Source organism: Micromonospora wenchangensis (assembly GCF_002210435.1).
Classification (GTDB): Bacteria; Actinomycetota; Actinomycetes; order Mycobacteriales; family Micromonosporaceae; genus Micromonospora; species Micromonospora wenchangensis.
In genome coordinates, this window is record NZ_MZMV01000004.1 from 22,189 (window position 1) to 44,769 (window position 22,581).

Sequence of the window (22,581 nt, forward strand, 5' to 3'; positions counted from 1 at the left end):
GTGAACGACCTGCCACCGACGACCGGACGGTCGCCCGCCGCCGCCCACCCGACGTGGCGTCGAGTGGGCGGCGGTGTCGCTCAGGGGCTGGTGCAGGTCGGCGACGGGCTGGTCGGCGCACCGGTGCCGAGGAAGCCGAAGGTCGTCGAGGTGCCGGGGGCGAGGGTGCCGTTGTAGTCGGCGTTGCGCACCGTCGCGGTCGTGCCGCTGGTGCTCAGCGTGCCGTTCCAGACCTGGCTGATGCCCTGCCCGCTGCCCAACTGCCAGCGGGTGGTCCAGCCGTCGACGGCGGCGCTTCCGGCGGTCACCGTGACCTCGCCCTGGAAGCCACCAGACCACGAGCCGATCGTGCGGTACGTCGCGGTGCAGGCGGTGCCGGGCGGCGGGGTCGTCGGCGGCGGAGTGGTCGGCGGGGGCGTGGTGGGCGGCGGAGTGGTCGGCGGCGGGGTGGTGGGGGGTGGGGTGGTGGGGGGTGGCGTGGTCGTGGGCGGGATCGTCGGCCCGCCCGGCGGCACCAGGGGGCAGGTGGAGCTGTAGCGGGAGACGCCGGTGCTGTTCGACAGCGGGCAGAGGAACTGGGTGTAGCGGGTGTCGTAGTCCAGGAAGATCTTGAGCCAGGGGATCAGCAGCCGCATCTCGGTCGGGTTCGACCTGGTGAACGACAGGTGGTCGTTGCCGGCCAGTTCCGCCCAGGCGTGCTCCACTCCGGCGGGCAGGGTGTTGTAGATGCCCTGCACGTAGGACGGGGTGACGGTGCCGTCGTTCTGCCCGGACAGGAGCAGGGTGGGCACCTGGGTGGTGGACATGTTCAGGTTGTTGCCGGGCGTACCCGGGGCGAGGCCGACCGCCGTCCGCAGCGACGGCCGCCGCAGCGCGGCCAGCAGGGTGCCGGCTCCACCCGCGGAGTGGCCCATCACGCTGAGCCGGTTGGGGTCCACCCGGCTGCGCACCGGGCTGGTCCGGGTGAGGTAGTCCAGCCCCGCGAGCAGTTGGGTGGCCCGGGCGTCGGCGCCGTCGGTCCGGCTGTTGGTCTCGATCCCGAGCACCACGAACCCGAAGGACGCCAGCCAGGGGCCCATCCAGGCCTCCTCGTTGGCGAACAGGGCGGAGTACCCGGGCACGATCGCCACCGCGCCCCAGGTGCCCAGGCTGGTGTCGGTCGGGTAGTAGACGAACCCGCCGTTGAAGCCGTTGCCCGCCGGCACGGTCGCCTGCGTGGTGGCGAACGGCCCCCGGGTGGCGGCCACACTCGCCGGGGTCGGGTCCGGGCCGCGCTGGTAGGGGTTGTCCGCCGCGGCGGCGTACGGCGTGGTCCCGGCCATCATCAGGCCGAGGACCACCGCGAGGCCGGCCGAGAGCCAGCTCGCCACTCGGGGTACGGAGGTCCGGCGGCCGGTCGGGGGCGGGGTCGGGGGTCGATCCGTCGGTGGTGTCACTTCAGGCTTCTCCTTCGTGTCACGGGGCTGCGGGCTACCGCCGGCTCCACTGCTGGTTGGCCTGGCCGTTGCAGGTCCACAGGACGAGCTTCGTGCCGTTGGCGGTGGCCCCGCCGTTGGCGTCGAGGCAGAGGCCGGACTGGACGCCGGTGATGGTGCCGTTGGCGTTGACGTTCCACTGCTGGTTCGTTCCGCCGTGGCAGTCGTACGTGGTGACCAGGGTGCCCGGGGTGGTGCCGTAGCCGGCGGCGTCCAGGCACCTGGTGCCGAGCACGGTCAACGCCCGGCCGGAGGTGTACGTCCACTGCTGGTTGGTGCCGCCGTGGCAGTCCCAGAGCTGCATCTGGAGCCCGTTGGTGATGGCGGAACCGGGCACGTCGACGCACCGGCCCGACGGGGTGCCCACGATCGTGGTGGTCTGTCCGCCGCTGTTGCCCGGGTTGCCGATGCTGCCGGGCACCGACTGCAACGCGCTGTACCAGCGGGCGGCCATCTTGTCGTAGCCGCCGGAGGTGGGGTGGATGCCGTCGATCAGGTCGGCGGTGGACAGGGCGCTGTGCATGTCGACCAGGTGCACCCGCTTGCCGGCGTTCACCTTGCTCGACACGATGCCGGGGATCGCCGCGTTGAAGGTCCGTACGGCGTTCTCCTGGTTGCTGTTGGACAGCGGGATGAGCTGCGCGACGAACACCTCGGCGGTGGGCACGGTGGTGGTGATCTTGTCGATCAGGGTGGAGAGCCGGTTCGGCGCGGTGCCCACGTTGTAGTTCTGGAGGATGTCGTTGGTGCCGATGTGCAGCAGCACGCTCTGCGGCCGTTGGCTGTTCAGCCAGCCGACGATGTTGGCGTCGATCTGGTCGATGCGCCAGCCGGGGTGCCCCTCGTGGTCGTGGTCACCGAGACTGCCCGGCCCGTTGAACTGCGATCCGGTGAAGTCGATCGTGTACCGGCCGGCGGCCAGGCGCTGCCAGAGCCCGATCCGGTAGCCGCCGGGCACCTGGGTGCCCTCGGTGATGGAGTCGCCGAGCGGCATGACCCGTACCCCGCCGTTGGATTCGGCGTGGGCGGGGCCGGTCGGTGTCACCACCCCGGCGGTCATGACGCCGAGTACGGCGAGCGCCGCGAGCCATCGTGCCCTCGTTCGCATGGATTTCTCCCCTGGTTCGGTGGAGCTGGCCGAGGGCGTGGGCCGGCCGGACGGTCGCCGTGGTGAGGGGCGGCACGCCGGTAACGCGGATCGGCCGGACCGGACGGCCACCGGCCGCCGGATCCCGCCGGGCACACGCCGATCGCCGCCCCGACGGGACGGGGCGGCCTCGGCACCGGGACGGGTGTGAGCGTTAACAACGACCATTGTAAATACTTGTCGCTGACCTGGTCCAGTTCCGGCCCACCGCCGGCCCCGGACGGAAGGTGACCGGACGCCCGGAACGGCCGTCGCCGGCGACACCCGTCCGCTCCGGGTGCCGCCGGCGACGGCGGTGCTGCGGCCCTGCCGTCAGTCGGCCTCCCCGGGGACCAGGGCGATCGCCCGCGCCCACCCGGCACCCGCCCCGGCGACCTTCACCGGGGGGCAGGAGACCGTGAAACCGTGCGGACGCGGCAACGCGTCCAGATTCGCCAGCCGCTCGATCTGGCAGAACTCCCGCTGCCGGCCGGCCATGTGCGCCGGCCAGAGGTCCGCCCGGTTCCGGGTACGTTGATAACGCTCGATGATGTGGGTGAACGGGGCGTCCAGGCTGAACGCGTCCGTGCCGATCACCCGGACGCCGAGATCCAGCAGGTGGTGCACCGCCGAGGCGTCCAGACCGACGAAGTCGGTGAAGTACCGCTGCGAACCGGCCAACCGGTCGGCACCGGTGTGCAACAGCACGATGTCCATCGGCGCGGGACGGTAGTCGACCCGCGCCAGGGCGTCCCGGATGAAGTCCGCGTCCACCGCGCCGACCGGTGCCGAGGTCAGATCGAGCACCACCCCGGGACGGTGGAACCAGTCGACCGGAAGCTCGTCGATCGTCCGCGGCCGGCCGTACGCGGCCCGCGAGCCGTAGTGTGCCGGCGCGTCGATGTGCGTGCCCGTGTGGGTGGTGAGGGAGACCGTGTCGTTGGTGAGGAACTCCCCGTCCGGCAGGTCCGCCGGGTCGATCTCCATGCCGAAGTGTTCCCGCATCTCCGCGGCGAGATGCTTGGCCCCGTCGGCCGCCGACATGGTGGTGAGGGTGAGCGGCTCGGGTTCCCAACCGGCGGCGTCCACCGGTGCGGAGAGGTCGATGATGCGCACGGCGCTCCTTCGGGGTACGGGGTCAGCGGGTGAGGAGATCGGCGGCCAGCACCACCGGGCGGTCGCCGTACGCGATCCGGCGCAGCACCCGGGGGTAGACCGGGGTGTGGGCCAGCAGGCGGGCCGCCCGGGGCCGCAGCGCGTTGCCGACCCGGTTCTGCGAGAGCATCGCCCGGCTCTGCAGGACCTGGAGTTTCAGGACCCGCTCCACGCTGCGCCGACGTTGCCCGGTGAACCGGTCCAACCGGGCGGCGCCGGCATCGCGACTGCGCAGCGAGTCGACCAGCACCGGGTGGGCCAGCACCGCATCCTGGATCGCCAGGTTGATGCCCTGGGCGCCGATCGGACTGTGGGTGTGGGCGCTGTCGCCGATCAGCAGCAGGCCGTCCAGCGCCCACCGGTCGGCGCAACCGGCGAAGACGTCCAGCAGGGACAGGTCGGCGAGCGTGTGCAGGTGGGCGTCGATCAACTCGGCGTACTGGGGGATCGCCCTGCCGATCTGCTGCTTGACGTGCTCGATGCCGTGTTCGGCGACCGCCGCGTAGCCCCGGTGCGGCAGCGTCCAGCCGAGCTGGAGTCGATCCGGATAGGAGTGGTAGGCCAGCACCGGGTTGGCCGACGAGCGGAAGATCGTCACGTCCGGCGGGTCGGCGGGACAGGGCAGCGGCACCTTGAACCACAGCACGTCGTGGTCGAACGCCTCCAGGCGTTGCCCGTCGATGCCGGCCAGCCGCCGGGTCTTGGAGAAGCGGCCGTCCGCGCCGACCACGCAGTGCGCCCGGACGGTGCGTCGGCCGTCCGGGCCGTCGGCGACCACCCCCCGGACCCGACCGTCCTCGCGTACCAGCTCACTGATCCGGGTGCCGGCGCGGTAGTCGAAGCCGTCCCGGCCCCGGCACTGCGCCAGCAGTTCCTCCAGCAGGTGCCGCTGCGGCAGGCTCAGCAGGTGGTCGTACGGGGCGGGCAGCCGCCGGTAGTCGATGTCGAGCAGCGCCCGGCCCCGCTCGACCAGCCGGAACCGGCGGTGCGCGTAACCGCCCCGGGCACGTGCGCCGGCCAGCACGCCCAACTGGTCGAGCAGGGCCAGCCCACCGGGTTGGAGGATCTCCCCCCGGTAGTCCCGGGAGAACGAGCTGGCACGTTCCAGCACGGTGACCCGCGCCCCCGACCGGAGCAGCAGCAACGCCAGCACCAGGCCGGCGGGGCCCGCCCCCACCACACAGAAGTCGGTCTCGTCGTCCATCGTCGTCCTCCCGAACGCGTCGCTCGTGTGTCGCGGTGCCGGCCGGTCAGCCGCGCAGGCCCAGGCCGCCGTCGGCGGTGACGACCTGGCCCTGCAACCAGGCGGCCTCGTCGGTGCAGAGCAGCGCCACGACGCCCGCCACGTCCTGCGGTGTGGTGAGCCGACCCGCCGGGGTACGCCCGGCGAGCACCGCCGCGACCTCCGGAGCGGGGGTGTCCGCACCCTTGTCGATCTTGGCGGTGGAGACCGCGTTGACGGTGATCCCCCGGGCCGCCAGCTCCACCGCCAGGTAGCGGACCAGGCTCTCCAGGGCGGCCTTCGCCATCCCGAGGCTCGCGTAGGCCGGCACGACGTCCCGGGCGCCGCTGCTGGACACCACGACGATCCGGCCGGGACGACCCGCCATCAGCTCGGCCACGCCGGCCGCACCGGCGGCCAGCGGGGTCAACGCCGTCGCCAGGTCGGCGCGAACCCCCCGGGCGGCCAGCCGCGTCGCCGGCATCGGGGTGAAGTGCGCGGCGTTGTGCACGAAGATGTCCAGCCCGCCGTGCCGGCTACGGACCGCGTCGAGCAGCGCCGCGACGCCGGCCGGCCGGGAGACGTCCGCCGCGACCGCGTCCACCGCGCCCGGCAGCCCGGCCAGCGACTTCACCGCCCGCTCCGCCGCCGCGTGGTCCGCGCGGTAGCCCAGGACCACCGGGCAGCCGGCGGCGCACAACCGCCGGGCCACCGCCAGGCCCACCCCCCGGGTACCGCCGGTGACCAGCGCCACCCGGCCGTGCAGACCCAGGTCGGCGGTGCCGTTGCGCTCGGTCACAGCGGCTGCCCCGCGGACGCCACCGGCAGGTACACCCCGGCCTCCACGTCGACCAGTTCCCGCATCGTCGCGGCGTGCGACCGGAACTCGGCGCTCTGGGTGACCCGCCGCTGGTCCTCCACCGTCTGCCACTGGCCGATGTTGAGGTAGCTGTGCGGGTCACCGGCCGCCCTGACCAGCTGGAAGGAGACGAAGCCCGGCTGGCTGCTCATGAACCCGGCGTGCTCGGCGAAGAACTTCTCGAACTGCTCCGGCTCGCCCTTGACAGTGAACTTCGTGATGAACATGACCATGGTGGCCACTCCTCTCGGCGTACGTCGTCATCGACCGTCGTGGTGGGCCAGCATCGCGGCACGCAGGTCGCGGCGCTGGATCTTGCCGTTCGCCGACCGTGGGATCTCGTCCACGATCGCGACGTGGTGCAGGTGCTGGTAGGACGCGACCGCCTCGTTGACGAACGCGCTGATCCCGGCGGCGAGGGCCGGCCGGTCGGCGGTGTCCGCCTCCGGGCGGAGCACCACGAACGCGGCGGCCACGGCACCGCTGAACTCGTGCGGCAGGTCGACCACCACGCACTCGCGTACGGCCGGGTGCCGTTCCAGCACCCGCTCGATCTCCGAGGGCGCCACCAGCCAGTTGTCGCACTTGAAGGTGTCTTTGATCCGGTCCACCAGATAGAGCCGGCCGTCCTCGTCGAGATGGCCGACGTCGCCGGTGGCGAGCCACCCGTCGGGGTCCGTGGCCGGTTCGTCCTGGTGCAGGTAACCCACCATCATCTGCGGGCCCCGCACCTGCACCTCGCCCATCTCGCCGGTCGACACCACCCGGCCCGAGTCGACGTCCACCACCCGGCACTCGGTGTCCGCCACCGGTTGGCCGACCGAGGACAGCTGCGGGCGGCGGGGATCGTCGGAGTGGGTCAACGGCGAGGTCTCCGCCAGGCCGTACCCCTGGATCACCGGCACCGCGAAGTGCTCGGCCAGCCGGGTGGTGGCCCGTGCGGACAGCGCCGAACCGCCCGAGGCGATGACCGTGACCGTCTCGAACCGCAGCCCGGCAAGGCGCGGGTCCACCGCCAACCGGGCCAACCGGACCGGCAGGCTGTAGTAGTGGGTGGCCCCGTAACGGTTGGCCATCCGCACCGAGTCGACCACGTCCCGGCTGTCGCACAGCACCTGGGTCGCCCCGGCGCAGACCGCGGAGTTCAGGTGCATCGGGTGGAAGGTCGGCAGGTAGTTGAAGGTCACCGAGGAGCCGGTGACGTGGTGGGCCGCCGCCACCTGCGCCGCGTTGACCGTCACGTTGCGGTGGCTGAGCAGCACCCCCTTGGGCAGGCCGGTCGTACCGCTGGTGAACTGCACCACCGCCACGTCGTCCTCCGCCACCGCAGGCGTCCCGCCCACCGGCTCCGCCGGTGACGACGCGACGAACCCGGACAGCGTCTCCTCCCCGGCGGAGGAGGCGTCCGGGCCGATCAGCACCACGTCGGCCAACCGCGGCAGGCGGTCCCGGACGCCGGCCAGCCGACCGGCGAGCGCCGGCGTGGCGAACAGCATGACCGCGCCCGAGACACCCAGCACATGGGTCAGCACCTCGGCCGGCAGCAGCGGGTTGACGATCACCACCCGGTTGCCGCTGCGCGCGACGGCGTAGTAGGCCACCGCGAAATCCGGGTCCAGCACCGAGGTGAGGGCGACCGCCGCGCCGCTGAACCGGGACCGCAACCCGGCCGCCAGCCGGTCCACCGCCCGGTCGAAGTCGCGGTAGCGCAGCTCACGGGTGGCCGAACAGATCGCCAGTCGATCCGGGTAGGAGGAGGCCGCGGTGGTCAGCATGGCGTCCAACCGCCCCACCGGGTAGACCAACGAGGGACGGTTGGCGGCGGTCGCCACGGCGATCCGACGACCGGTCTCAGCCACGGGTCAACGCCTCCGCGTACCGCTTGGCCAGCCCCATGGTGGCGAGGCTGTTACGGCCCAGCGCCGTGCGGACGTAGGACCGGGCGTCGGCGATGGTCGCCTGCGCGCCGAGCACCCCGTCGATCGCTGACGGCTTGAGCAGCACCGTGTGCCGCGAGGTGAGCCGGACCCCGTCCGCGCCCTCGTCCAGCCGCCACTCCCCGGTGTGCGCGGTCATCAACTTCGGCACCTGGGTCTGCTTGTAGACGATGCCGGTCGGCGAGAAGCAGACCCGCACCGACGTGGTGGTGTGCACCGAGCCGTCGGCGGTGCGGGTGTCCATCACCATGTGCTGGATGCCGGGCACGTCCTCACGCAGCTCCAGCCGGTCCACGTGGGGCAGCCGCTCGGGCCACTCGTCGGCCCGGTTGAGGAAGTCGAAGACGTCCGGCGCCGCGCCCGCGATCTCCACCTCGTCCTCGAAGGTGAGCAGCAGCTCGTCCAGCCGGGCGTGTTCCTCCGCGATCCGCTTGACGCCGGCCAGCTCGGACTCGCTGTTGCGGTCGACGGCACGGGCGATCCACTCCGCACCGGCCGGGTCGTCGTCGACGGCCCGGTAGTCGTGGGTCAGCACCAGCCGGGTCCGCCCCTCGTCGAGCGGCTCCATCCGCCACTGCCCGCCCATCGCCGCCACCGGCGGCGTGGAGACCTCCTGCCGGAAGTCGACGCGGAGCCGGTCCGGGTCCAGCTCCCGCCGCGAGGTCCAGGTGCGCACCTCGCCGTTGGCGTACGCCCAGAGCTGGATCCGTTCCCGCCCGTCGCGGTGTTCGAGCACCCGGGCGTGCACGGTGGGGGCGAAGAAGGCCGGCCACCTGGTCACGTCGGCGACGAGGTCGTAGACCGACCGGGCCGGCGCGTCAACGGTGACGCTGTGCTCGGTGTGCTGGTTGTCGCTCACGTCCGCTCTCCGATCAGTAGTTGCCGAGTCCGCCGCAGACGTTCAACGCCTGCGCGGTGACCGGGGCGGCAGCGTCACTGAGCAGGTACGAGACCATCGCGGCGACCTCCTCGGCGCTGCTGTACCGGCCCAGTGGGATCTTGGCTTCGAACCGTTGCAGCACCGCGTCCTCGGTGGTCTCCCAGACCGCCGCGTAGCCGGCCCGCACCCGCTGCGCCATCGGGGTCTCGACATAGCCGGGGCAGACCGCGTTGACGGTGATCCCGGTCTTGGCGAGTTCCAGACCCAGCGCCTTGGTCAGGCCGATCACGCCGTGCTTGGACGCGGAGTAGGGGGCACCGAGCACCACGCCCTGCTTGCCCCCGGTGGAGGCGATGTTCACGATCCGGCCGCTGTCCCGGTGCCGCATCCCGCCGGTGGTCAGCACCTCCCGGGTCATCAGGAAGACGCCGTTGAGGTTGGTGTTGATCACGTCGTACCAGAGGTCGTCGGCGATCTCGGCGGTCACCCCGCCGCCGCTGCGGCCGGCGTTGTTCACCAGCACGTCCACCGGGCCGAAGCGGTCCACGGCCGCCGTGACGAACCGTCGGACCTGCTCGGGATCACGGACGTCACACGTCGCGCCGTCCACGTCCAGGTTCTCGTCCCGCATGCCCTTGACCGTCGCCGCCACCGCGTCGGCGTCCCGGGCGCAGAGGAAGACCCTCATCCCCTGCTCCGCGAGCGCCCTGGTCACGGCGAGACCAATGCCGCTCGTACCACCGGTGACCACCGCCACCCGCCGCGTCTCGTTCGTCATCTCGCCTCCTGCCTCGGCCGGAACCACGCCGTGGGCCCGGTAGACGTCGAGACTGGCAGTCCCACCTCGACCGCCACTCGCACCGGAGCGGACCTGCACTGGACCGACGGTGGACCGGCCCCGCCCGGCTCCGGGTCGACCTGCGTTCTAGTGCCGCTCCACCGGGCTCGGACAGCCTCGGAGGACCAGTACCGTGCGACGAGGGAGTGCCGACATGGCAGCATCGACCGAGACTTCGGTGGGTTTCGTGGACGCGGCGGTCCACCACCGGGTGCAGCAGTTCTACGCCGAGCAGATGCAGTTGCTCGACCGTGGCGAGGCCGAGCCGTGGGCGCGGACCTTCACCGAGGACGGCGTCTTCGGCACCAGCGTCGACCCCGAACCCGCCCGGGGGCGGGCCGCGATCGCGGCGGGTGCGGCCGAGGCGACCGCCCGACTGGCCGCCGACGGCGTCGTCCACCGGCACTGGCTGGGGATGTTGCACCTGCGGCCGGCGGCCGACGGCGGGTTGCACGCCCGCTCGTACGCGCTGGTGATCCGCACGCCGAAGGGCGGCGAGCCGGTCGTCTGGCGCAGTTGCGTCTGCGAGGACCTGCTGGTCCCGACCGACGGCGGCGGCTGGCTGGTCCGCGAGCGGCACGTCCACCGCGACGACCTGAGCTGACGGGCCGCCCGGTGACCAGCATCGAGCCGCGACCGGTGGAGAACGCCACCTACACGCAGTTGCAACAGTTCTACGCCGAACACATGTCCGCCATCGACGACGGCGAGGTGGAGCGCTGGCTGGACACCTTCACCGACGACGCCACCATCGCCAACAACGCCCGGCCGGAGCCGGCGCGGGGACGCGCGACGATCGCCGTCGTCGCGCACCGGCTGGTGGCCGAGGCGCGGGCGCAGCGGGTGGTGCACCGGCACTGGACCGGGATGCTCCAGGCGGTGTGGCTGCCCGATGGGTCGGTGCAGGCCACCTCGTACGCGATGGTGGTCGAGACGCCGGCCGCCGGCTCGCCGCACCTGTGGCGCAGCACCAGGTGCCGGGACACGCTGGTGCGCTCCGGTGGCCGGTGGCGGATCCGGGAGCGGTACGTGCGACACGACGACGTGGGCTGACCGCCGTACCGCGGAACGACGCGACGCCCGGCCGGGATTTCCCGGCCGGGCGTTCGCACGTGCACGTGCGGCGGTGGTCCGACGCCACCGGCCGACCGGCACCGGTGCCGCCGGAGCGGTACCGGTGCCGGTCAGGGGTGCGTCACCGGCGTTGCAGTTCACCGTTGACCAGGTCGGCCAGGCGCTGCGGGGTACGCGCCTCACCGACCATCTCGTCGGTCAGCTTCACGTGGTACTCCCGTTCCAGCCGGCCGGCGGTCTCCAGCAGCGCCAGCGAGTCGTACCCCAGTTCCTCGAACGGGGTGTCGGCGAGGTCGGCCTCGGCACCCCGGTGGTCGTCGCCTCCGGCGCACTCGCGGACGACCTGGAGGAGTTCGGTGACGGTGAGCAGTCGCACGGGTGGGTCCCTTCTCGAAAGTGGTTAGTGGTCCACGGTCCGTAGCAGCACCGCGGAGTTGAAGCCGCCGTATCCCCGGGCCAGCACCAGCGCGGTGCGCAGCGTCGCCGGGCGGGGCTGGGCGAGCACGAGATCGAGGTCGATGCCGGGTGCGGGGGTGCGGACGTTGACAGTGGGTGGGATGACCCCGTGCCGCAACGCCAGCAGCGCGGTGGCCAGGTCGAGGGGGGCGCCCCCGGAGTAGAGCCGCCCGGTCATGGTCTTCGGCGCCGTCACCGGCACCGCCCCCGGGCCGAAGACCGCGTCGATCGCTTCGGCCTCCGCGAGGTCCAGCTCCGCGACGCCGGCCGCGTCGGCGAAGACCACGTCGACGGCGTCGGCGGTCAGGTCGGCGTCGGCCAGGGCGAGGGTGATCGCGCGGCGCAGCCCCGGCTCCCCACCCGTGCCGGGGGCCGGGTCGAAGGTGCTGGCGTACCCGGCGACCTCGCCGTAGACCTGCCGGGCGCCACGCCGCCGGGCTGCGGTCAGCTCCTCGGCGATCAGGATCGCGCCCCCCTCGCCCGGCACGTGACCGCAGGCCCGCTCGTCGAACGGGAGGAACCCGGCCGCCGGGTCGGTGCTGTGGCTCAGCCGCCCGCTGGGGAGTTGGGCGACCCAACCCCACGGGCACAGTGATCCGTCGACACCACCGGTCACCACCAGCGGCGTGCCGTTGCGGTTCTGCCGGCGGGCCTGGCCCAGGGCATCCAGGCCGCCGGCCTGCTCGCCGACGAGGACACCGCTGTGCCCGCGCAGGCCGTGCCGGATGGAGATCTGTCCGGTGTTGACCGCGTAGAACCAGGCGAAGGACTGGTACGCGCTGACGTGCTCCCCGCCCCGGCTCCACAGGTTCTGCAACTCGTTCTGGCCGAACTCGAAACCGCCGGAGGCGCTGGCCGTGACCACCCCCATCCCGTACTCGGGCAGTTCGGCGGGGACCACCCCGGCGTCGGCGAGGGCGGCGTCCGCGGCCACCAGCGCGAGCCGGGTCATCCGGTCGGTCTGCGGCAGCAGCCGGCTGGGCAGTCGGGCCGCCGCGTCGAAGCCGTGGATCTCACCGGCGAGGACCGCCGGGTAGCGGGACGGGTCGAAGTGCGACAGCCGGCGGATGGCGCTGCGGCCGGCCAGGACCGAGGACCAGTAGTCGGCGGTGTCGAGGCCGTTGGGTGCCAGCACGCCGAGTCCGGTGATCACCGTGGCGGTCATGCGGGTGCCCCCGGCGCGGTGAGGACCATCGCGCTCTGGAACCCGCCGAACCCGCTGCCCACCGTCAGGACGGTGCGGACCGGGTGGTCCCGGGCCACCAGCGGCACGTAGTCCAGGTCGCAGCTCGGGTCCCGCTCGCGCAGGTTGGCCGTCGGCGGAACCACCTGGTGTTCGATGGCGAGCGCGCAGGCGGCGATCTCGATCGACCCGATCGCCCCGAGTGAGTGCCCGACCATCGACTTGATCGAGCTGACCGGCGTGCGGTAGGCGTGGTCGCCGAGGCTGCGTTTGAAGGCGGCGGTCTCGTGGCGGTCGTTCTGCTGGGTGCCGGAGCCGTGGGCGTTGATGTAGTCGACGTCGGTCGGGTCGACCCGCGCCTCGCGCAACGCGACCAGGATCGCCTCCCCCATCTCCCGCCCGTCCGGCTTCAGCCCGGTCATGTGGTGGGCGTTGCACCGCCCGGCGAAGCCGCCGATCTCGGCGTATCCCCGGACGCCCCGCTGCCGGGCGTGCCCCAGTTCCTCGAGGACGAAGACCGCTGCGCCCTCACCGAGGACGAAACCGTTGCGGGTCCGGTCGAACGGCCGGGACGCGGTGCCGGGGTCGTCGTTGCGGGGACTGGTGGCCCGGATGGCGTCGAAGCAGGCGACGGTGATGGGGGAGATCGGCGCGTCGGTCGCCCCCGCGACCATCACGTCGGCGGAGCCCTCGCGGATCAGTTCGACCGCGTGGGCCACCGCGTCGATCCCGGACGTGCAGCCGGTGGAGACGACGGTGGCGGGGCCCTGCGCGCCGACCGCGCGGGCCACCTCCACCGCGAACGAGCTGGGTACGAAGTAGCCGTAGAGCTGGGGGACGGCGTACTCGTGGTCGACCAGGGTCCGCCGCCCGCCGTCGCTCACCACCACGTACTCCTGTTCCAACCCGGTGGTGGCGCCGACGGCGGTGCCAACGACCACACCGGTGCGGTACGGGTCCAACTCCCCGGGGGTGAGTCCGCTGTCGGCCAGCGCCTCCCGGGCACTGACCACGGCGAACTGCGCGGCCCGGTCCATCCGTCGGATCTCCTGAAAGCTCAGGCCCTGCGCGGCGGCGTCGAAATCACATTCGGCGGCGATGCGCGAGCGGAATCCGGACGGGTCGAAGAAGGTTATTCCCCGAGTCGCGGTACGCCCGGAGGTAAGCAGCTCCCAGAAATTCTTCCTGCCGATACCCCCTGGTGCGACGATGCCGATTCCGGTAATGACCACACGACGCCTCATCGGCTTCTCCCGATCGGTGCGTTGATGCCGCCCACTGCGCGGCTGTCTGCGGGCGTCCGACGCATTCTCCGGTGGACGTCCGCTGGTTCCACCAGTGTGTTGGGGCGAGCTAGACGTGTGCTTGAGCGGCACTAAAACAATTGCGGCGTCGGCGCGCGTCGGGGGCACGACGCCGAGGGGGTGATGCCGACACGGCTGCGGCCGGCACCGCTTCGGTGCCGGCCGCAGCCGTGGTGACGGTGGACCGGTCCGGCCGGCCACCGGGGGTCAGACGAGCTGGCCGAGCCGGAAGATGTAGTCCACCGCGAGGCCGTCGGCGCGCTGTGGACCGTCGAGGACCGGGTCGGCGACGAGGATCGCCTGGTGCAGCCGCTGCATCTTGGCCGACGGTTCCAGGCCCAGCTCGTTGATGAGGTCGTTGCGGAGACGGTGGAAGACCTCCAGAGCGTCCGGCCGGCGGCCGCACCGGTAGAGCGCGAGCATGAGCTGGGCGTGCAGGTTCTCGTGCAGTGGGTGTTCGGTGGTCAGGGCGCTGATCTCGCCGAGCAGCTCGTGGTGGTAGCCGAGCCGGAGCTTGGCCTCGATCCGTTGTTGCAGGGCGGTCAGCCGCGCTTCGGTCAGTCGGGTGACCTGGGCGTCCAGCAGTTGGCCGGCGGGCACGTCGACGAGCGCCGGCCCGCGCCAGCACTCCAGCGCATCGTCGAGGAGTCTGGCGGCGGATTCGTTGTCGCCGACGGAGAGGGCCCTGCGGCCCTTGGCCGCGCACTGGTCGAAGCGGTGCAGATCGAGCGCGCCGGGGCCCACCTGGAGCAGGTAGCCGCTCGATTTCGTCTTCAGCAGTTCCCGGGAGACCTGCTGGGGTGAGCAGCCCGCGACGGTGGCGAGCAACTTGCGCAGGCGGAGGATGTAGGTCTGGACCGTCGTCTGGGCGCTGCGGGGCGCGGTGGCGTCCCAGAGTTCCGTCATGATGGCGGTGACCGGCACGACCTGGTTGGCGTAGAGAAGGAGCAGGGCGAGCACTTTACGCGGCTTCGCCGCCGCGAGCAGTGCGGTGCAGTCCTGTCCGTCAATGAGAATGGGACCTAGCAGTCCGAATTCCAATTTCTGCTCCCCCCATACTGCTGGGCCTGATGCCCCTCACGGTGCGCCACGCCGATGAAGTGTCCGGAATCGCAAGAAAATCCGATGCCCGTTTGGCGCGCTTTGCGGCCATACCTCCGACTGTTACGGCAGATTCCCCTCTGTCGAGCCGGGCGGAAAGTGTCGCCACCCACCACCTCTGCCATCCGATCCGCAAAAGTGATCCTACACAGCAAATATCGATCGGGACAAATATTGTTGGATCACGGCGATCATTAAGGTAACACCCGGCCGCAATGCGTTATGCGCACCAATAGCGGGACGGCGGTGGGCAAATCTCGCCATGCCGGGCGGCCTCAGTGGCCACCGGCCACGGTGAGCACCTCACCGGTGATGTTGCCGTTGAGCGCCGAGCCGAGAAAGAGCACCGCGCGGGCCACCTCCTCCGGCGTCGTCAACCGGCCGCTGGGGGTGGCCGCCGCCTCCCGCGCCCGCACCTGCCGGGGCATCGCCGCCACCCGGTCGGTCAGGGTCAGACCGGGGGCCACCACGTTGACCAGGATGCCGTCCCGGCCCACGTCCCAGGCGAGACTGCTGGCGAGCCCGTGCAACGCAGCCTTGGTGGCGGTGTAGAACTCCCGCCCCGCCGCCCCCTGCCGCACCAGATGGGTGGAGATCAACACGATCCGCCCCCAGCCGCCACGGCGCATGGCACCCACCGCGGCCTGCACCGTGGCCACCGTCCGCCCCAGGTTGTCCTGCACGAACGGCAGCCAGTCCGCGACCGGGACGTCCTCGAAGGACGCCGCGCCCGGCCGGAAGGTGGGCGGCCGGATCGCGTTCGCCACCAGCACGTCCAGGCCACCCCAGCGGTCCGTGACGGCACCCACCGCGGTGTCCCCGCACGCCGGATCGGCCAGGTCGTACCGCACGGCAAGCGCCCGCTGCTCCCCGCCCGACTCGCGCACGGCAGCCTGCGCGGCGGCCTGATCGCGGTGGTACGCCACCGCGACCCGGGCCCCCTCGGCGGCGAACGCCCGGGTCAACGCCCGGCCGATCCCCCCGGTGGCACCGGTCACCAGCACCCGGCGGTCGGTGAGTCCGACGTCCATGCCGGCCTCAGACCGCACTCGACGCGGAGCGCGCCACCCCGACACCGGGGATCGCGCCGGTGACCGACCCGGCCGAGAAGTCGTCGCCCCGGGCCGCCAGATAGCCGTCCGGTCGCACCAGCAGCCACCCCCGGGGGCCGAGCCCCAGATCGGCACGGACCCGGCCGGCGGGGTCCGGGAGCGGCCGGTGCCGGGCGGCCTCCGCCCCACCCGTCCCCTCCGCCGCACCGGCCGTGTCGACCCGGGCGGACGACGCGACCACGGTACGCACCGAGAGCCACGCCGCGACGTCGGCGGGCAACTCCGCGACCGCCCGCACGGCGGCCTCGCCGACCAGCAGCGACCAGCGGGGATCGCGCAGCTCCGCCAGTACCTGCGCCCAGCCCGGGTCCAGCGCGCCCGCCGCCGTCACCTGGGCCACCCGGCCGCCGGGGGCCGGACCCGGACCCGGGTCCGCCGCCACGGTCAACGGGCTGCCCGGATAGCTGACGCCGAGCGCCGACATCTCGCCCATGATCTTCCGCTGGACCCGCCCCCGCAGGGCCGGCACCCGGTTGACCAGCCGGACGACGAGCGGCAGGACCGTGCCGAGTACCGGATTCCTGAGCTGCACCGCAGCGGTCGCCTTGCGGGTGGAGCCGAGCAGCACCCGGCCGATCGGCACCCGCTCGGCCGGGTAGGAGTCCAGCATCGTCGCGTCCGCCCGCCCGGCCACCACCATGGCGAGCTTCCACGCCAGGTTGTAGCCGTCCTGGATGCCGGTGTTCATGCCCTGACCGGACGCGGGACTGTGCACGTGCGCGGCGTCGCCCGCCACGAAGCAGCGGCCCACCCGCATCTGCTCGATCATCCGTTGCTGGATGGTGAACACGGAGACCCAGGTCGGTCGCTGCACCCGGACCGGCCGGCCGAGCCCGGCGGAGAGCTTGGTCGAGAAGCGCGCGCCGATCACGTCCGGGTCGTCGGCGTGGTCCGCCTCGGCGGTGTCCAGCAGCCGCCAGCGGCCCGGCTCGGGGAAGGGCACCAGCATCACCGTGCCCCGCCTGGTCCGGACCCAGTGGATGCTGTCCTGGGGCACGTCGGCGTCCACCGTGGCGTCGGCGATCAGCCAGGTCTCGCTGGAACTGCCGACCAGGCGCAGGCCCAGACACCTACGGACCGTGCTGTGCCCACCGTCGCAGCCCACCAGCCAGGGCACGGTCAGCTCGGTCACGGCGTCGGCCGGTCCGCGCAGCCGGACGCCCACCGCGTCGTCGCGTTGGGACAACGACTCCAACCGCACGCCCCACTCGACCCGGCCGCCCAGTTCCTCGACCGCCGTCCGCAGCACCTCCTCGGTGATCACCTGATCGATCATCACCGTGTACGGGAAGCGGGTCGGCAGGTGGCTGTAGTCGGTCCCCAGCCGGGTCAGCACCGTGCCGTCCTGGTGCAGTGTGAACGCCTGGACCCGGCGGCCACGCGGCTGCAACCGTTCCAACAGCCCCATCTGGTCGTACGTCTCCAGCGTCCGCGCATGGGTGGCCAGCGCGCGGCTGGTCCGCGCCGGCCCGGGGGCGGCGTCGACCAACCGGACGCGGACGCCACGACGCAGCAACTCGTGCGCCACGGTCAGTCCGACCGGTCCCGCGCCCACCACGAGCACCTGCGGTGCGTCGTTCTCCTGTGTCATCGGCCCACTCCCGTCGTGACCCTGGTTGCCGATCGGAACCAAGGCTGGCAGCGGGAGCTAGCAGGCAACTACATCGCGGCTCAAACGCGCCGGTGGGAACGGTTCAGCCGGCCGCCGGGGCGGCACCGGCCCGGCGCAGCACCACCAACAGGCGCAGCGAGAGCAGGAAGGCGACCACCATGATCGCAGCAGCGCTCAGGAACACGACGTGCAGGGCGTCCACGAAGGCGGTCACGGCCGCCCGCGCCTCGGCCGGCGCGACCGTACGCAGCCGGGCCGGATCGCCGACGACGTCGGCCCCGGCGGCCAGCCCGGCGGTGAGGATCGCGCCGAACACGGCGGCACCGAACGACCCGCCGAGCTGGCGGAAGAAGGTGACCGTGCCGGTCGCCGCACCGAGCTGCGGTCGGCTGACCGCGTTCTGGACCGCCAGCACCACCACCTGCGTCACCAGCCCGAGACCGAGGCCGAGCAGGAAGATGTCCACGCCGAGCGCCAGCGGACTGCTGGCCGCCCCCAGCCGGGCCAGCAGCAGCAGGCCGAGGGCGGCCAGCCCGGTGCCGAGCGCCGGAAAGAACTCGTACCGGCCCACCCGGGAGATCACCGCGCCCGATCCGGTGGAACCCAGCAGCACACCGACCATCATCGGCACCAGGTGCAGCCCGGCCGCCGCCGGACCGAGACCCTGGGTGATCTGGAGATAGAGCGACAGGTAGATGATCGCCCCGAAGGTGATGGCACCCACCGCGGCGGCCACCGGGACGGCCGTGCGCAGCACCGGTTCGGCGAACATCCGCAGCGGCACCAGCGGAGCCGCCACCCACCGACCCGTCCCGGGCCGGGCGCGACCGAGACGGGCCTCCCAGAATAGGAAGGCCACCAGCAGCAGCACGGCGGTGCCGGCCAGGGCGAGCACCGGCGGCGACGACCAGGGGTAGCGCCGACCACCCCACTCCGCCACCAGCAGCGCCGCGCACACGCCGGTTACCAGGAGCAGCGCCCCCGGCACGTCCACCCGGACCGGCGTCGGAGGGCCGGTCCGGCGCGGCACGCCGGGCAGCACCAGCGCCAACCCCACCAGACCCAGCGGTACGTTGACCAGGAAGATCCAGCGCCACGCCGCGAAGCCGTCGGGCCAACCCGACTGCTGTGCGACGAAGCCGCCGAGCAACGGTCCGGCGATGCTGCCCACCGCGAAGACGGCACCGAAATAGCCCTGGTAGCGGCCCCGGCTGCGGCCCGGCGCGAGGTCGGCGACCACCGCGAAGGTCAACCCGATCAGTCCACCCGCACCGATCCCCTGGACCACCCGGGCCGCGATCAACTGCTCCAGGCTCTGCGAGACGGCGGCGAACGCCGAACCGAGCAGGAAGAAGCCCACCCCGATCGCGTACAGCGGCCGTCGGCCGACCAGGTCGGAGATCCGGCCGTAGAGCGGGGTGGTGGCGGTGGCGGCCAGCACGTACACCGTCACCACCCAGGACAGCCGGGACAGCCCGTGCGCCGGGTCGAGGTCACGCACGATCGTCCACAGCGCCGTCGCCACCACCGTCTGGTCCAGCGAGGCGAGCAGCATCCCCAGCAGCAGGCCGCTCACCGCGAGGGTCAGCCGACGCCCGACCGGCGTCGACCCGGTCTCCCCGACCTCCGTCGGTGCGGTCTTCTCCTGCGCCACGTCACACCTGCCCTTCCCGATGAGGACAGGGCCTCGGGCCGCAGGTACCCACCGAAGTTGCGCCGTTACCGTCCAGCAGCGTAAGCCGTTCGGCCGGCACGCCGCACTCAGGGCTTCTCGGCCACCAGCACGTAGTCGTTGCCGATCGTGTGCAGGCGGCTGCCGCCGAGCACCCGGAAACCGGCCTTCTCGGCCATCGCCCGGCACTCCTCGATCGGGTACTCCGCCCCACCGACGGTCATCAGTGCCACGTTGAGGCTGGCCAGAGCGCTGTACAGCTCCGGCTGCGCCTCGTCGGTCATCTGGTCGTAGACCACCACCGCCCCGCCGGAGGGCAACGCCTGGAACGCCCGGTGCAGCAGCGTCTGCCGCTCCTGCGCGTCCCAGTCGTGCAACACGTGGCCGAAGATCAACACATCGGTACGGGGCAGCGGGTCGACGAAGAAGTCCCCGCTGTGGAACCCGATCGATCCGGTCAGCCCCAGCTCCGCCAGGTACTCGTGGAACAGCGGCTCTACCTCCGGCAGCTCGAACACACCGCCACCGAGGTGTGGCCACCGCCGGCACAGCTGCACGGCGATGTTGCCCCGCGCACCCCCGACGTCCACGAACGAGCCGTACCGGCTCCAGTCGACCGCCTCGGCGAGGGCCGGACCGACGAAACCGTTGATCGAGTCCATGTGCCGCAGGAAGTTGCGGGCGTCGTCCGGGTTGGCGTACAGGGCCCGCATCGTGTTGGGGCCGCCCCGGCTCGGCGTCTTCGGCGCACCGTCGCGCAGCGCCTCGGTGAGCCGGGACCAGGTCTGGTAGTGACGGTTGCTGGCCATCCGGATCACCCCGCCGAGGTGCACCTCGCCGCCCTGGACCAGGAACTCCTCGGCCACCGCCGAGTTGCGGTACCGCCCGTCGGCCACCACCAGCAGGCCCAGCGCCACCAGCGCGTCGAGGAAGGCCCGCGCCAGCCGGGGGTGCAGGCCCAGTTCCGCGCGCAGTTGCGGCTCACCGGCGGGCCCCTTCGCCAGGAGGTCGAAGACCCCCAGTTCGACCGCGCTGTGCAGCACCTTGGCCTGCCGGTACGCGGTGCTCAACCGGGCCGTCGCCACCCCGTCGGTCACCTGTGGCGTCGCGTTCATCTGTTGCCTCCCGAGGTCGTCGTGCCTCGATCGTGGTCAGCCCGGCTCGCGCCGGCCTCGCACCCCACTCGAACGGGGCGGGTGGAACTGGCCCGGCGGCCGCCGTCGGCACCACCCTGGACACCGGTCGGCCGGCACACCTGGGTGCGGCGGACACCGACGGCACGGCAGGACGGTGGGAATGAGACACGACGTGGTGATCGCCGGGGCCGGCCCGGTGGGACTGATGCTCGCAAACGAACTACGGCTGGCGGGCGTACGGACGCTGGTGCTGGAACGGTTGCACCGCCCCAGCGGCCAGTCCCGGGCACTGGGGCTGCACGCCCGGACGGTGGAGGTGCTCGACCAGCGGGGGCTGCTGGACAGGTTCCGGGAGGGCTCACCGGTCTGGCCGACGGCGCACTTCGCCGGCCTGCGCCGGTTGGACCTCTCGGCGCTGGACGGCAACCACACGTACGCGCTGATGGTGCCCCAGGCCCGGACCGAGGAGATCCTCGCCGAGCGGGCCGTGGAACTCGGTGCGGAGCTGCGCTACGGCCACGAGATCGTCGGCTTCCGGCAGGAGGTCGACGGGGTGGTGGTGGACGTCCGCACCCCGCAGGGCGTACACCAGCTCCGCACCGCCTATCTGGTGGGTTGCGACGGGGGCGGCAGCACCGTCCGCAAGCTCGGTGGCATCGACTTCCCCGGCACGTCGTCGACGATGAACGCCCTGCTCGGCGACGTGCGACTGGCCGAGGAACAGCCACCGGGCCCGCAACTGCGCCGGCTGGCCGGAGGGTTGTTCGGCGTGGTGCCGCTCGACGACGGGTACCACCGGGTGGTGGCCGTGGAGTTCCACACCCCCCAGGCGTCCCGCGACCTCCCGGTGACCCTCGACGAGCTACGGGCGGCGGTCAAGCGGGTCGCCGGGGTGGAACTGGAGATGAGCGAGCCGCGCTGGACCTCCCGGTTCGGCAACGCCACCCGGCAGGCCGCCCGGTACCGCGACGGTCGGGTGCTGCTCGCCGGGGACGCCGCCCACGTCCACTTCCCGGCCGGCGGGCAGGGTCTCAACACCGGCATGCAGGACGCGGTCAACCTCGGCTGGAAGCTCGGTGGGGTGATCGCCGGCTGGGGTACGCGGGAGTTGCTCGACAGCTACCACGCCGAGCGGCACCCGGTCGCCAGGCAGGTGTGTCACAACACCCGGGCCCAACTGGCCCTGATGGACCCGGCCGAGGAGATCACCCCGCTGCGGGAGCTGTTCGCCCGGCTGATGGACTTCGCCGAGGTCAACCGCTACCTCGCGGGGATGGTCACCGGCGTCGACATCCGCTACGACCTCGGTGACGGTCATCCGCTGGTGGGACGCCGGATGCCCGACCTGGCACTGCGGGGGCCGGAGGGCACCTCCCGGGCGGTGCACCTGCTGCGGTCCGGCCGTGGCGTGCTGCTGGACCTGACCGGCTCCGCGAGGCTCCGACCGGCCGCCGCCGGCTGGGCCGACCGGGTCGACGTGATATCTGCGGAGTGTGACACCGAAGCGCCCGCCGCAGCACTATTGTTGCGACCGGACGGTTACCTCGCGTGGGCGAGCGACGATCCCACCGCGGCCCTGACCGACGAGTTGGAGGTGGCGTTGACCCGGTGGTTCGGCCCGGCCGGCCGGCCGGTGTCCGCCTCACCCCCCGAACCGTCATCCCACGAACCGGCGTCACGCGACAGACCGTCCCCCGCCGGTCTGCCGACGGACCCGTCGCCACGGAACAAGGAGTTGTAGTGCCACAGCTGCTCCACATCGACACCTCGACCCGTACGGATGACTCGGTCACCCGAGAGCTGACCGCCGACTTCGCCCGCAACTGGCGGGCGGCCCATCCCGACGGCCAGGTCACCTACCGCGACCTGGCGGCGGACCCCGTCCCCTACCCGGACCTGCCGAGCCTGGCGCACGCCTTCGCGCCGCCGGAGTCGCGTTCGCCCGAGGCCGCGGCGAGCTGGGCCGTGACCGAGCAGCTCATCGCCGAACTGGAGGCGGCCGACACCTACGTCTTCGGCCTGCCGATGTACAACTTCGCCGTCCCGGCGGTGTTCAAGAGCTGGGTGGACCGGATCGTCCTGCCCGGCCGTACCTTCGACACCGAGACCCGGCAGGGCAAGCTGATTGGCAAGAAGGTCGTCGTGATCACCGCCCGGGGCGGTTCGTACGCCCCGGGCACCCCACGCGCGCCGTTCGACTTCCAGGAGCCGTGGATCACCGCCGCGCTGGGTCAGGTCGGTCTCACCGACATCACCTACGTGCACGCCGAGATGACGTTGGCCGAGTCGATGCCGAAGCTCGCGCAGTTCAAGCCGTTGGCAGCCGAGTCCCGGGAGCGGGCCCACCGCACCATCCGGGAGATGTACGCCGCGACCGAAGCCACCGGCTGACCGGACCACCCGAACCCTGGCGGACGGGGCGGCCGCGCCACACCGGCC

21 protein-coding genes are annotated in these 22,581 nt (G+C 72.3%); 4 read left to right on the forward strand and 17 right to left on the reverse strand.

From position 1 onward, the window contains the following. Positions 1-80: 80 nt before the first annotated feature. From B5D80_RS03220 to fabG, 9 genes are all read right to left on the reverse strand, one after another. Positions 81-1,370 carry a poly(ethylene terephthalate) hydrolase family protein gene (locus B5D80_RS03220; protein ID WP_425437151.1) on the reverse strand — a complete coding sequence of 430 codons (1,290 nt, stop codon included), beginning with the start codon at positions 1,368-1,370 and terminating at the stop codon, positions 81-83. A 100-nt stretch (positions 1,371-1,470) separates the two neighbouring features. Continuing rightward, positions 1,471-2,583 (reverse strand): ricin-type beta-trefoil lectin domain protein, encoded by a 1,113-nt coding sequence (locus B5D80_RS03225; protein ID WP_088642256.1) that lies wholly within the window; start codon positions 2,581-2,583, stop codon positions 1,471-1,473. Between the two features lie 351 nt (positions 2,584-2,934). Beyond that, a complete protein-coding gene (locus B5D80_RS03230) occupies positions 2,935-3,717 on the reverse strand; it encodes a cyclase family protein (protein WP_088642257.1) in 783 nt (260 codons plus the stop codon). 22 nt (positions 3,718-3,739) lie between these two features. Then, positions 3,740-4,960, reverse strand: a complete 1,221-nt coding sequence (locus B5D80_RS03235) for an FAD-dependent monooxygenase (protein WP_088642258.1) — start codon at positions 4,958-4,960, stop codon at positions 3,740-3,742. A gap of 46 nt (positions 4,961-5,006) precedes the next feature. Continuing rightward, complete coding sequence (locus B5D80_RS03240; protein ID WP_088642259.1) at positions 5,007-5,777, reverse strand: SDR family oxidoreductase; 771 nt, start codon at positions 5,775-5,777, stop codon at positions 5,007-5,009. Further along, on the reverse strand, positions 5,774-6,070 hold the full coding sequence (locus B5D80_RS03245; RefSeq protein ID WP_144081547.1) for an antibiotic biosynthesis monooxygenase family protein: 297 nt from the start codon (positions 6,068-6,070) through the stop codon (positions 5,774-5,776). The genes B5D80_RS03240 and B5D80_RS03245 overlap by 4 nt, the downstream gene beginning before the upstream one ends. Positions 6,071-6,097: 27 nt before the next feature. Further along, the gene (locus tag B5D80_RS03250; protein ID WP_211291372.1) at positions 6,098-7,696 is read right to left on the reverse strand and encodes a class I adenylate-forming enzyme family protein; all 1,599 of its coding nucleotides are present in this window, start codon (positions 7,694-7,696) and stop codon (positions 6,098-6,100) included. Next, on the reverse strand, positions 7,689-8,633 hold the full coding sequence (locus B5D80_RS03255; RefSeq protein ID WP_088642261.1) for an aromatase/cyclase: 945 nt from the start codon (positions 8,631-8,633) through the stop codon (positions 7,689-7,691). The genes B5D80_RS03250 and B5D80_RS03255 overlap by 8 nt, the downstream gene beginning before the upstream one ends. Positions 8,634-8,646: 13 nt before the next feature. Next, a complete protein-coding gene (fabG, locus tag B5D80_RS03260) occupies positions 8,647-9,432 on the reverse strand; it encodes a 3-oxoacyl-ACP reductase FabG (protein WP_088642262.1) in 786 nt (261 codons plus the stop codon). A gap of 214 nt (positions 9,433-9,646) precedes the next feature. Between fabG and B5D80_RS03265 the strand changes: the two genes are divergently transcribed. After that, positions 9,647-10,096 carry a nuclear transport factor 2 family protein gene (locus B5D80_RS03265; protein WP_088642263.1) on the forward strand — a complete coding sequence of 150 codons (450 nt, stop codon included), beginning with the start codon at positions 9,647-9,649 and terminating at the stop codon, positions 10,094-10,096. 11 nt (positions 10,097-10,107) lie between these two features. Continuing rightward, on the forward strand, positions 10,108-10,545 hold the full coding sequence (locus B5D80_RS03270) for a nuclear transport factor 2 family protein (protein ID WP_088642264.1): 438 nt from the start codon (positions 10,108-10,110) through the stop codon (positions 10,543-10,545). 142 nt (positions 10,546-10,687) lie between these two features. Here B5D80_RS03270 and B5D80_RS03275 read toward each other — a convergent pair whose 3' ends face one another. From B5D80_RS03275 to B5D80_RS03310, 8 genes are all read right to left on the reverse strand, one after another. After that, positions 10,688-10,942, reverse strand: a complete 255-nt coding sequence (locus B5D80_RS03275; RefSeq protein ID WP_088642265.1) for an acyl carrier protein — start codon at positions 10,940-10,942, stop codon at positions 10,688-10,690. A 24-nt stretch (positions 10,943-10,966) separates the two neighbouring features. After that, entirely contained in the window at positions 10,967-12,187 is a 1,221-nt protein-coding gene (locus B5D80_RS03280) for a ketosynthase chain-length factor (protein WP_088642266.1), read from the reverse strand. Further along, a complete protein-coding gene (locus B5D80_RS03285) occupies positions 12,184-13,449 on the reverse strand; it encodes a beta-ketoacyl-[acyl-carrier-protein] synthase family protein (protein WP_088642267.1) in 1,266 nt (421 codons plus the stop codon). Before B5D80_RS03285 ends, B5D80_RS03280 begins: the two co-directional genes overlap by 4 nt. Positions 13,450-13,716: 267 nt before the next feature. Continuing rightward, positions 13,717-14,550, reverse strand: a complete 834-nt coding sequence (locus B5D80_RS03290; protein ID WP_088642268.1) for an AfsR/SARP family transcriptional regulator — start codon at positions 14,548-14,550, stop codon at positions 13,717-13,719. Positions 14,551-14,885: 335 nt separating this feature from the next. Continuing rightward, the gene (locus B5D80_RS03295; RefSeq protein WP_088642269.1) at positions 14,886-15,641 is read right to left on the reverse strand and encodes an SDR family NAD(P)-dependent oxidoreductase; all 756 of its coding nucleotides are present in this window, start codon (positions 15,639-15,641) and stop codon (positions 14,886-14,888) included. A 7-nt stretch (positions 15,642-15,648) separates the two neighbouring features. Beyond that, positions 15,649-17,313, reverse strand: a complete 1,665-nt coding sequence (locus B5D80_RS34715) for an FAD-dependent oxidoreductase (RefSeq protein ID WP_088642270.1) — start codon at positions 17,311-17,313, stop codon at positions 15,649-15,651. A 103-nt stretch (positions 17,314-17,416) separates the two neighbouring features. Then, complete coding sequence (locus B5D80_RS03305) at positions 17,417-18,988, reverse strand: MFS transporter (RefSeq protein ID WP_088642271.1); 1,572 nt, start codon at positions 18,986-18,988, stop codon at positions 17,417-17,419. Positions 18,989-19,095: 107 nt separating this feature from the next. Further along, entirely contained in the window at positions 19,096-20,121 is a 1,026-nt protein-coding gene (locus B5D80_RS03310) for a methyltransferase (protein ID WP_088642272.1), read from the reverse strand. 181 nt (positions 20,122-20,302) lie between these two features. On the opposite strand from B5D80_RS03310, the gene B5D80_RS03315 reads away from it, so the two are divergent. Together B5D80_RS03315 and B5D80_RS03320 are read left to right on the forward strand one after the other, a co-directional pair. After that, positions 20,303-21,883, forward strand: coding sequence for an FAD-dependent monooxygenase (locus tag B5D80_RS03315; RefSeq protein WP_088642273.1), 1,581 nt, complete (start codon positions 20,303-20,305; stop codon positions 21,881-21,883). Further along, positions 21,883-22,533, forward strand: coding sequence for an FMN-dependent NADH-azoreductase (locus B5D80_RS03320; protein WP_211291373.1), 651 nt, complete (start codon positions 21,883-21,885; stop codon positions 22,531-22,533). Before B5D80_RS03315 ends, B5D80_RS03320 begins: the two co-directional genes overlap by 1 nt. Positions 22,534-22,581: the final 48 nt, after the last annotated feature.

Coding starts and splice junctions, on each gene's coding strand:
- B5D80_RS03235 (WP_088642258.1), bottom strand. CDS start 4,960: ATGGACGACGAGACCGACTTCTGTGTGGTGGGGGCGGGCCCCGCCGGC.
- B5D80_RS03295 (WP_088642269.1), bottom strand. CDS start 15,641: ATGGACGTCGGACTCACCGACCGCCGGGTGCTGGTGACCGGTGCCACC.
- B5D80_RS03245 (WP_144081547.1), bottom strand. CDS start 6,070: ATGGTCATGTTCATCACGAAGTTCACTGTCAAGGGCGAGCCGGAGCAG.
- B5D80_RS03315 (WP_088642273.1), top strand. CDS start 20,303: ATGAGACACGACGTGGTGATCGCCGGGGCCGGCCCGGTGGGACTGATG.
- B5D80_RS03280 (WP_088642266.1), bottom strand. CDS start 12,187: ATGACCGCCACGGTGATCACCGGACTCGGCGTGCTGGCACCCAACGGC.
- B5D80_RS34715 (WP_088642270.1), bottom strand. CDS start 17,313: ATGACACAGGAGAACGACGCACCGCAGGTGCTCGTGGTGGGCGCGGGA.
- B5D80_RS03310 (WP_088642272.1), bottom strand. CDS start 20,121: ATGAACGCGACGCCACAGGTGACCGACGGGGTGGCGACGGCCCGGTTG.
- B5D80_RS03285 (WP_088642267.1), bottom strand. CDS start 13,449: ATGAGGCGTCGTGTGGTCATTACCGGAATCGGCATCGTCGCACCAGGG.
- B5D80_RS03265 (WP_088642263.1), top strand. CDS start 9,647: ATGGCAGCATCGACCGAGACTTCGGTGGGTTTCGTGGACGCGGCGGTC.
- B5D80_RS03225 (WP_088642256.1), bottom strand. CDS start 2,583: ATGCGAACGAGGGCACGATGGCTCGCGGCGCTCGCCGTACTCGGCGTC.
- fabG (WP_088642262.1), bottom strand. CDS start 9,432: ATGACGAACGAGACGCGGCGGGTGGCGGTGGTCACCGGTGGTACGAGC.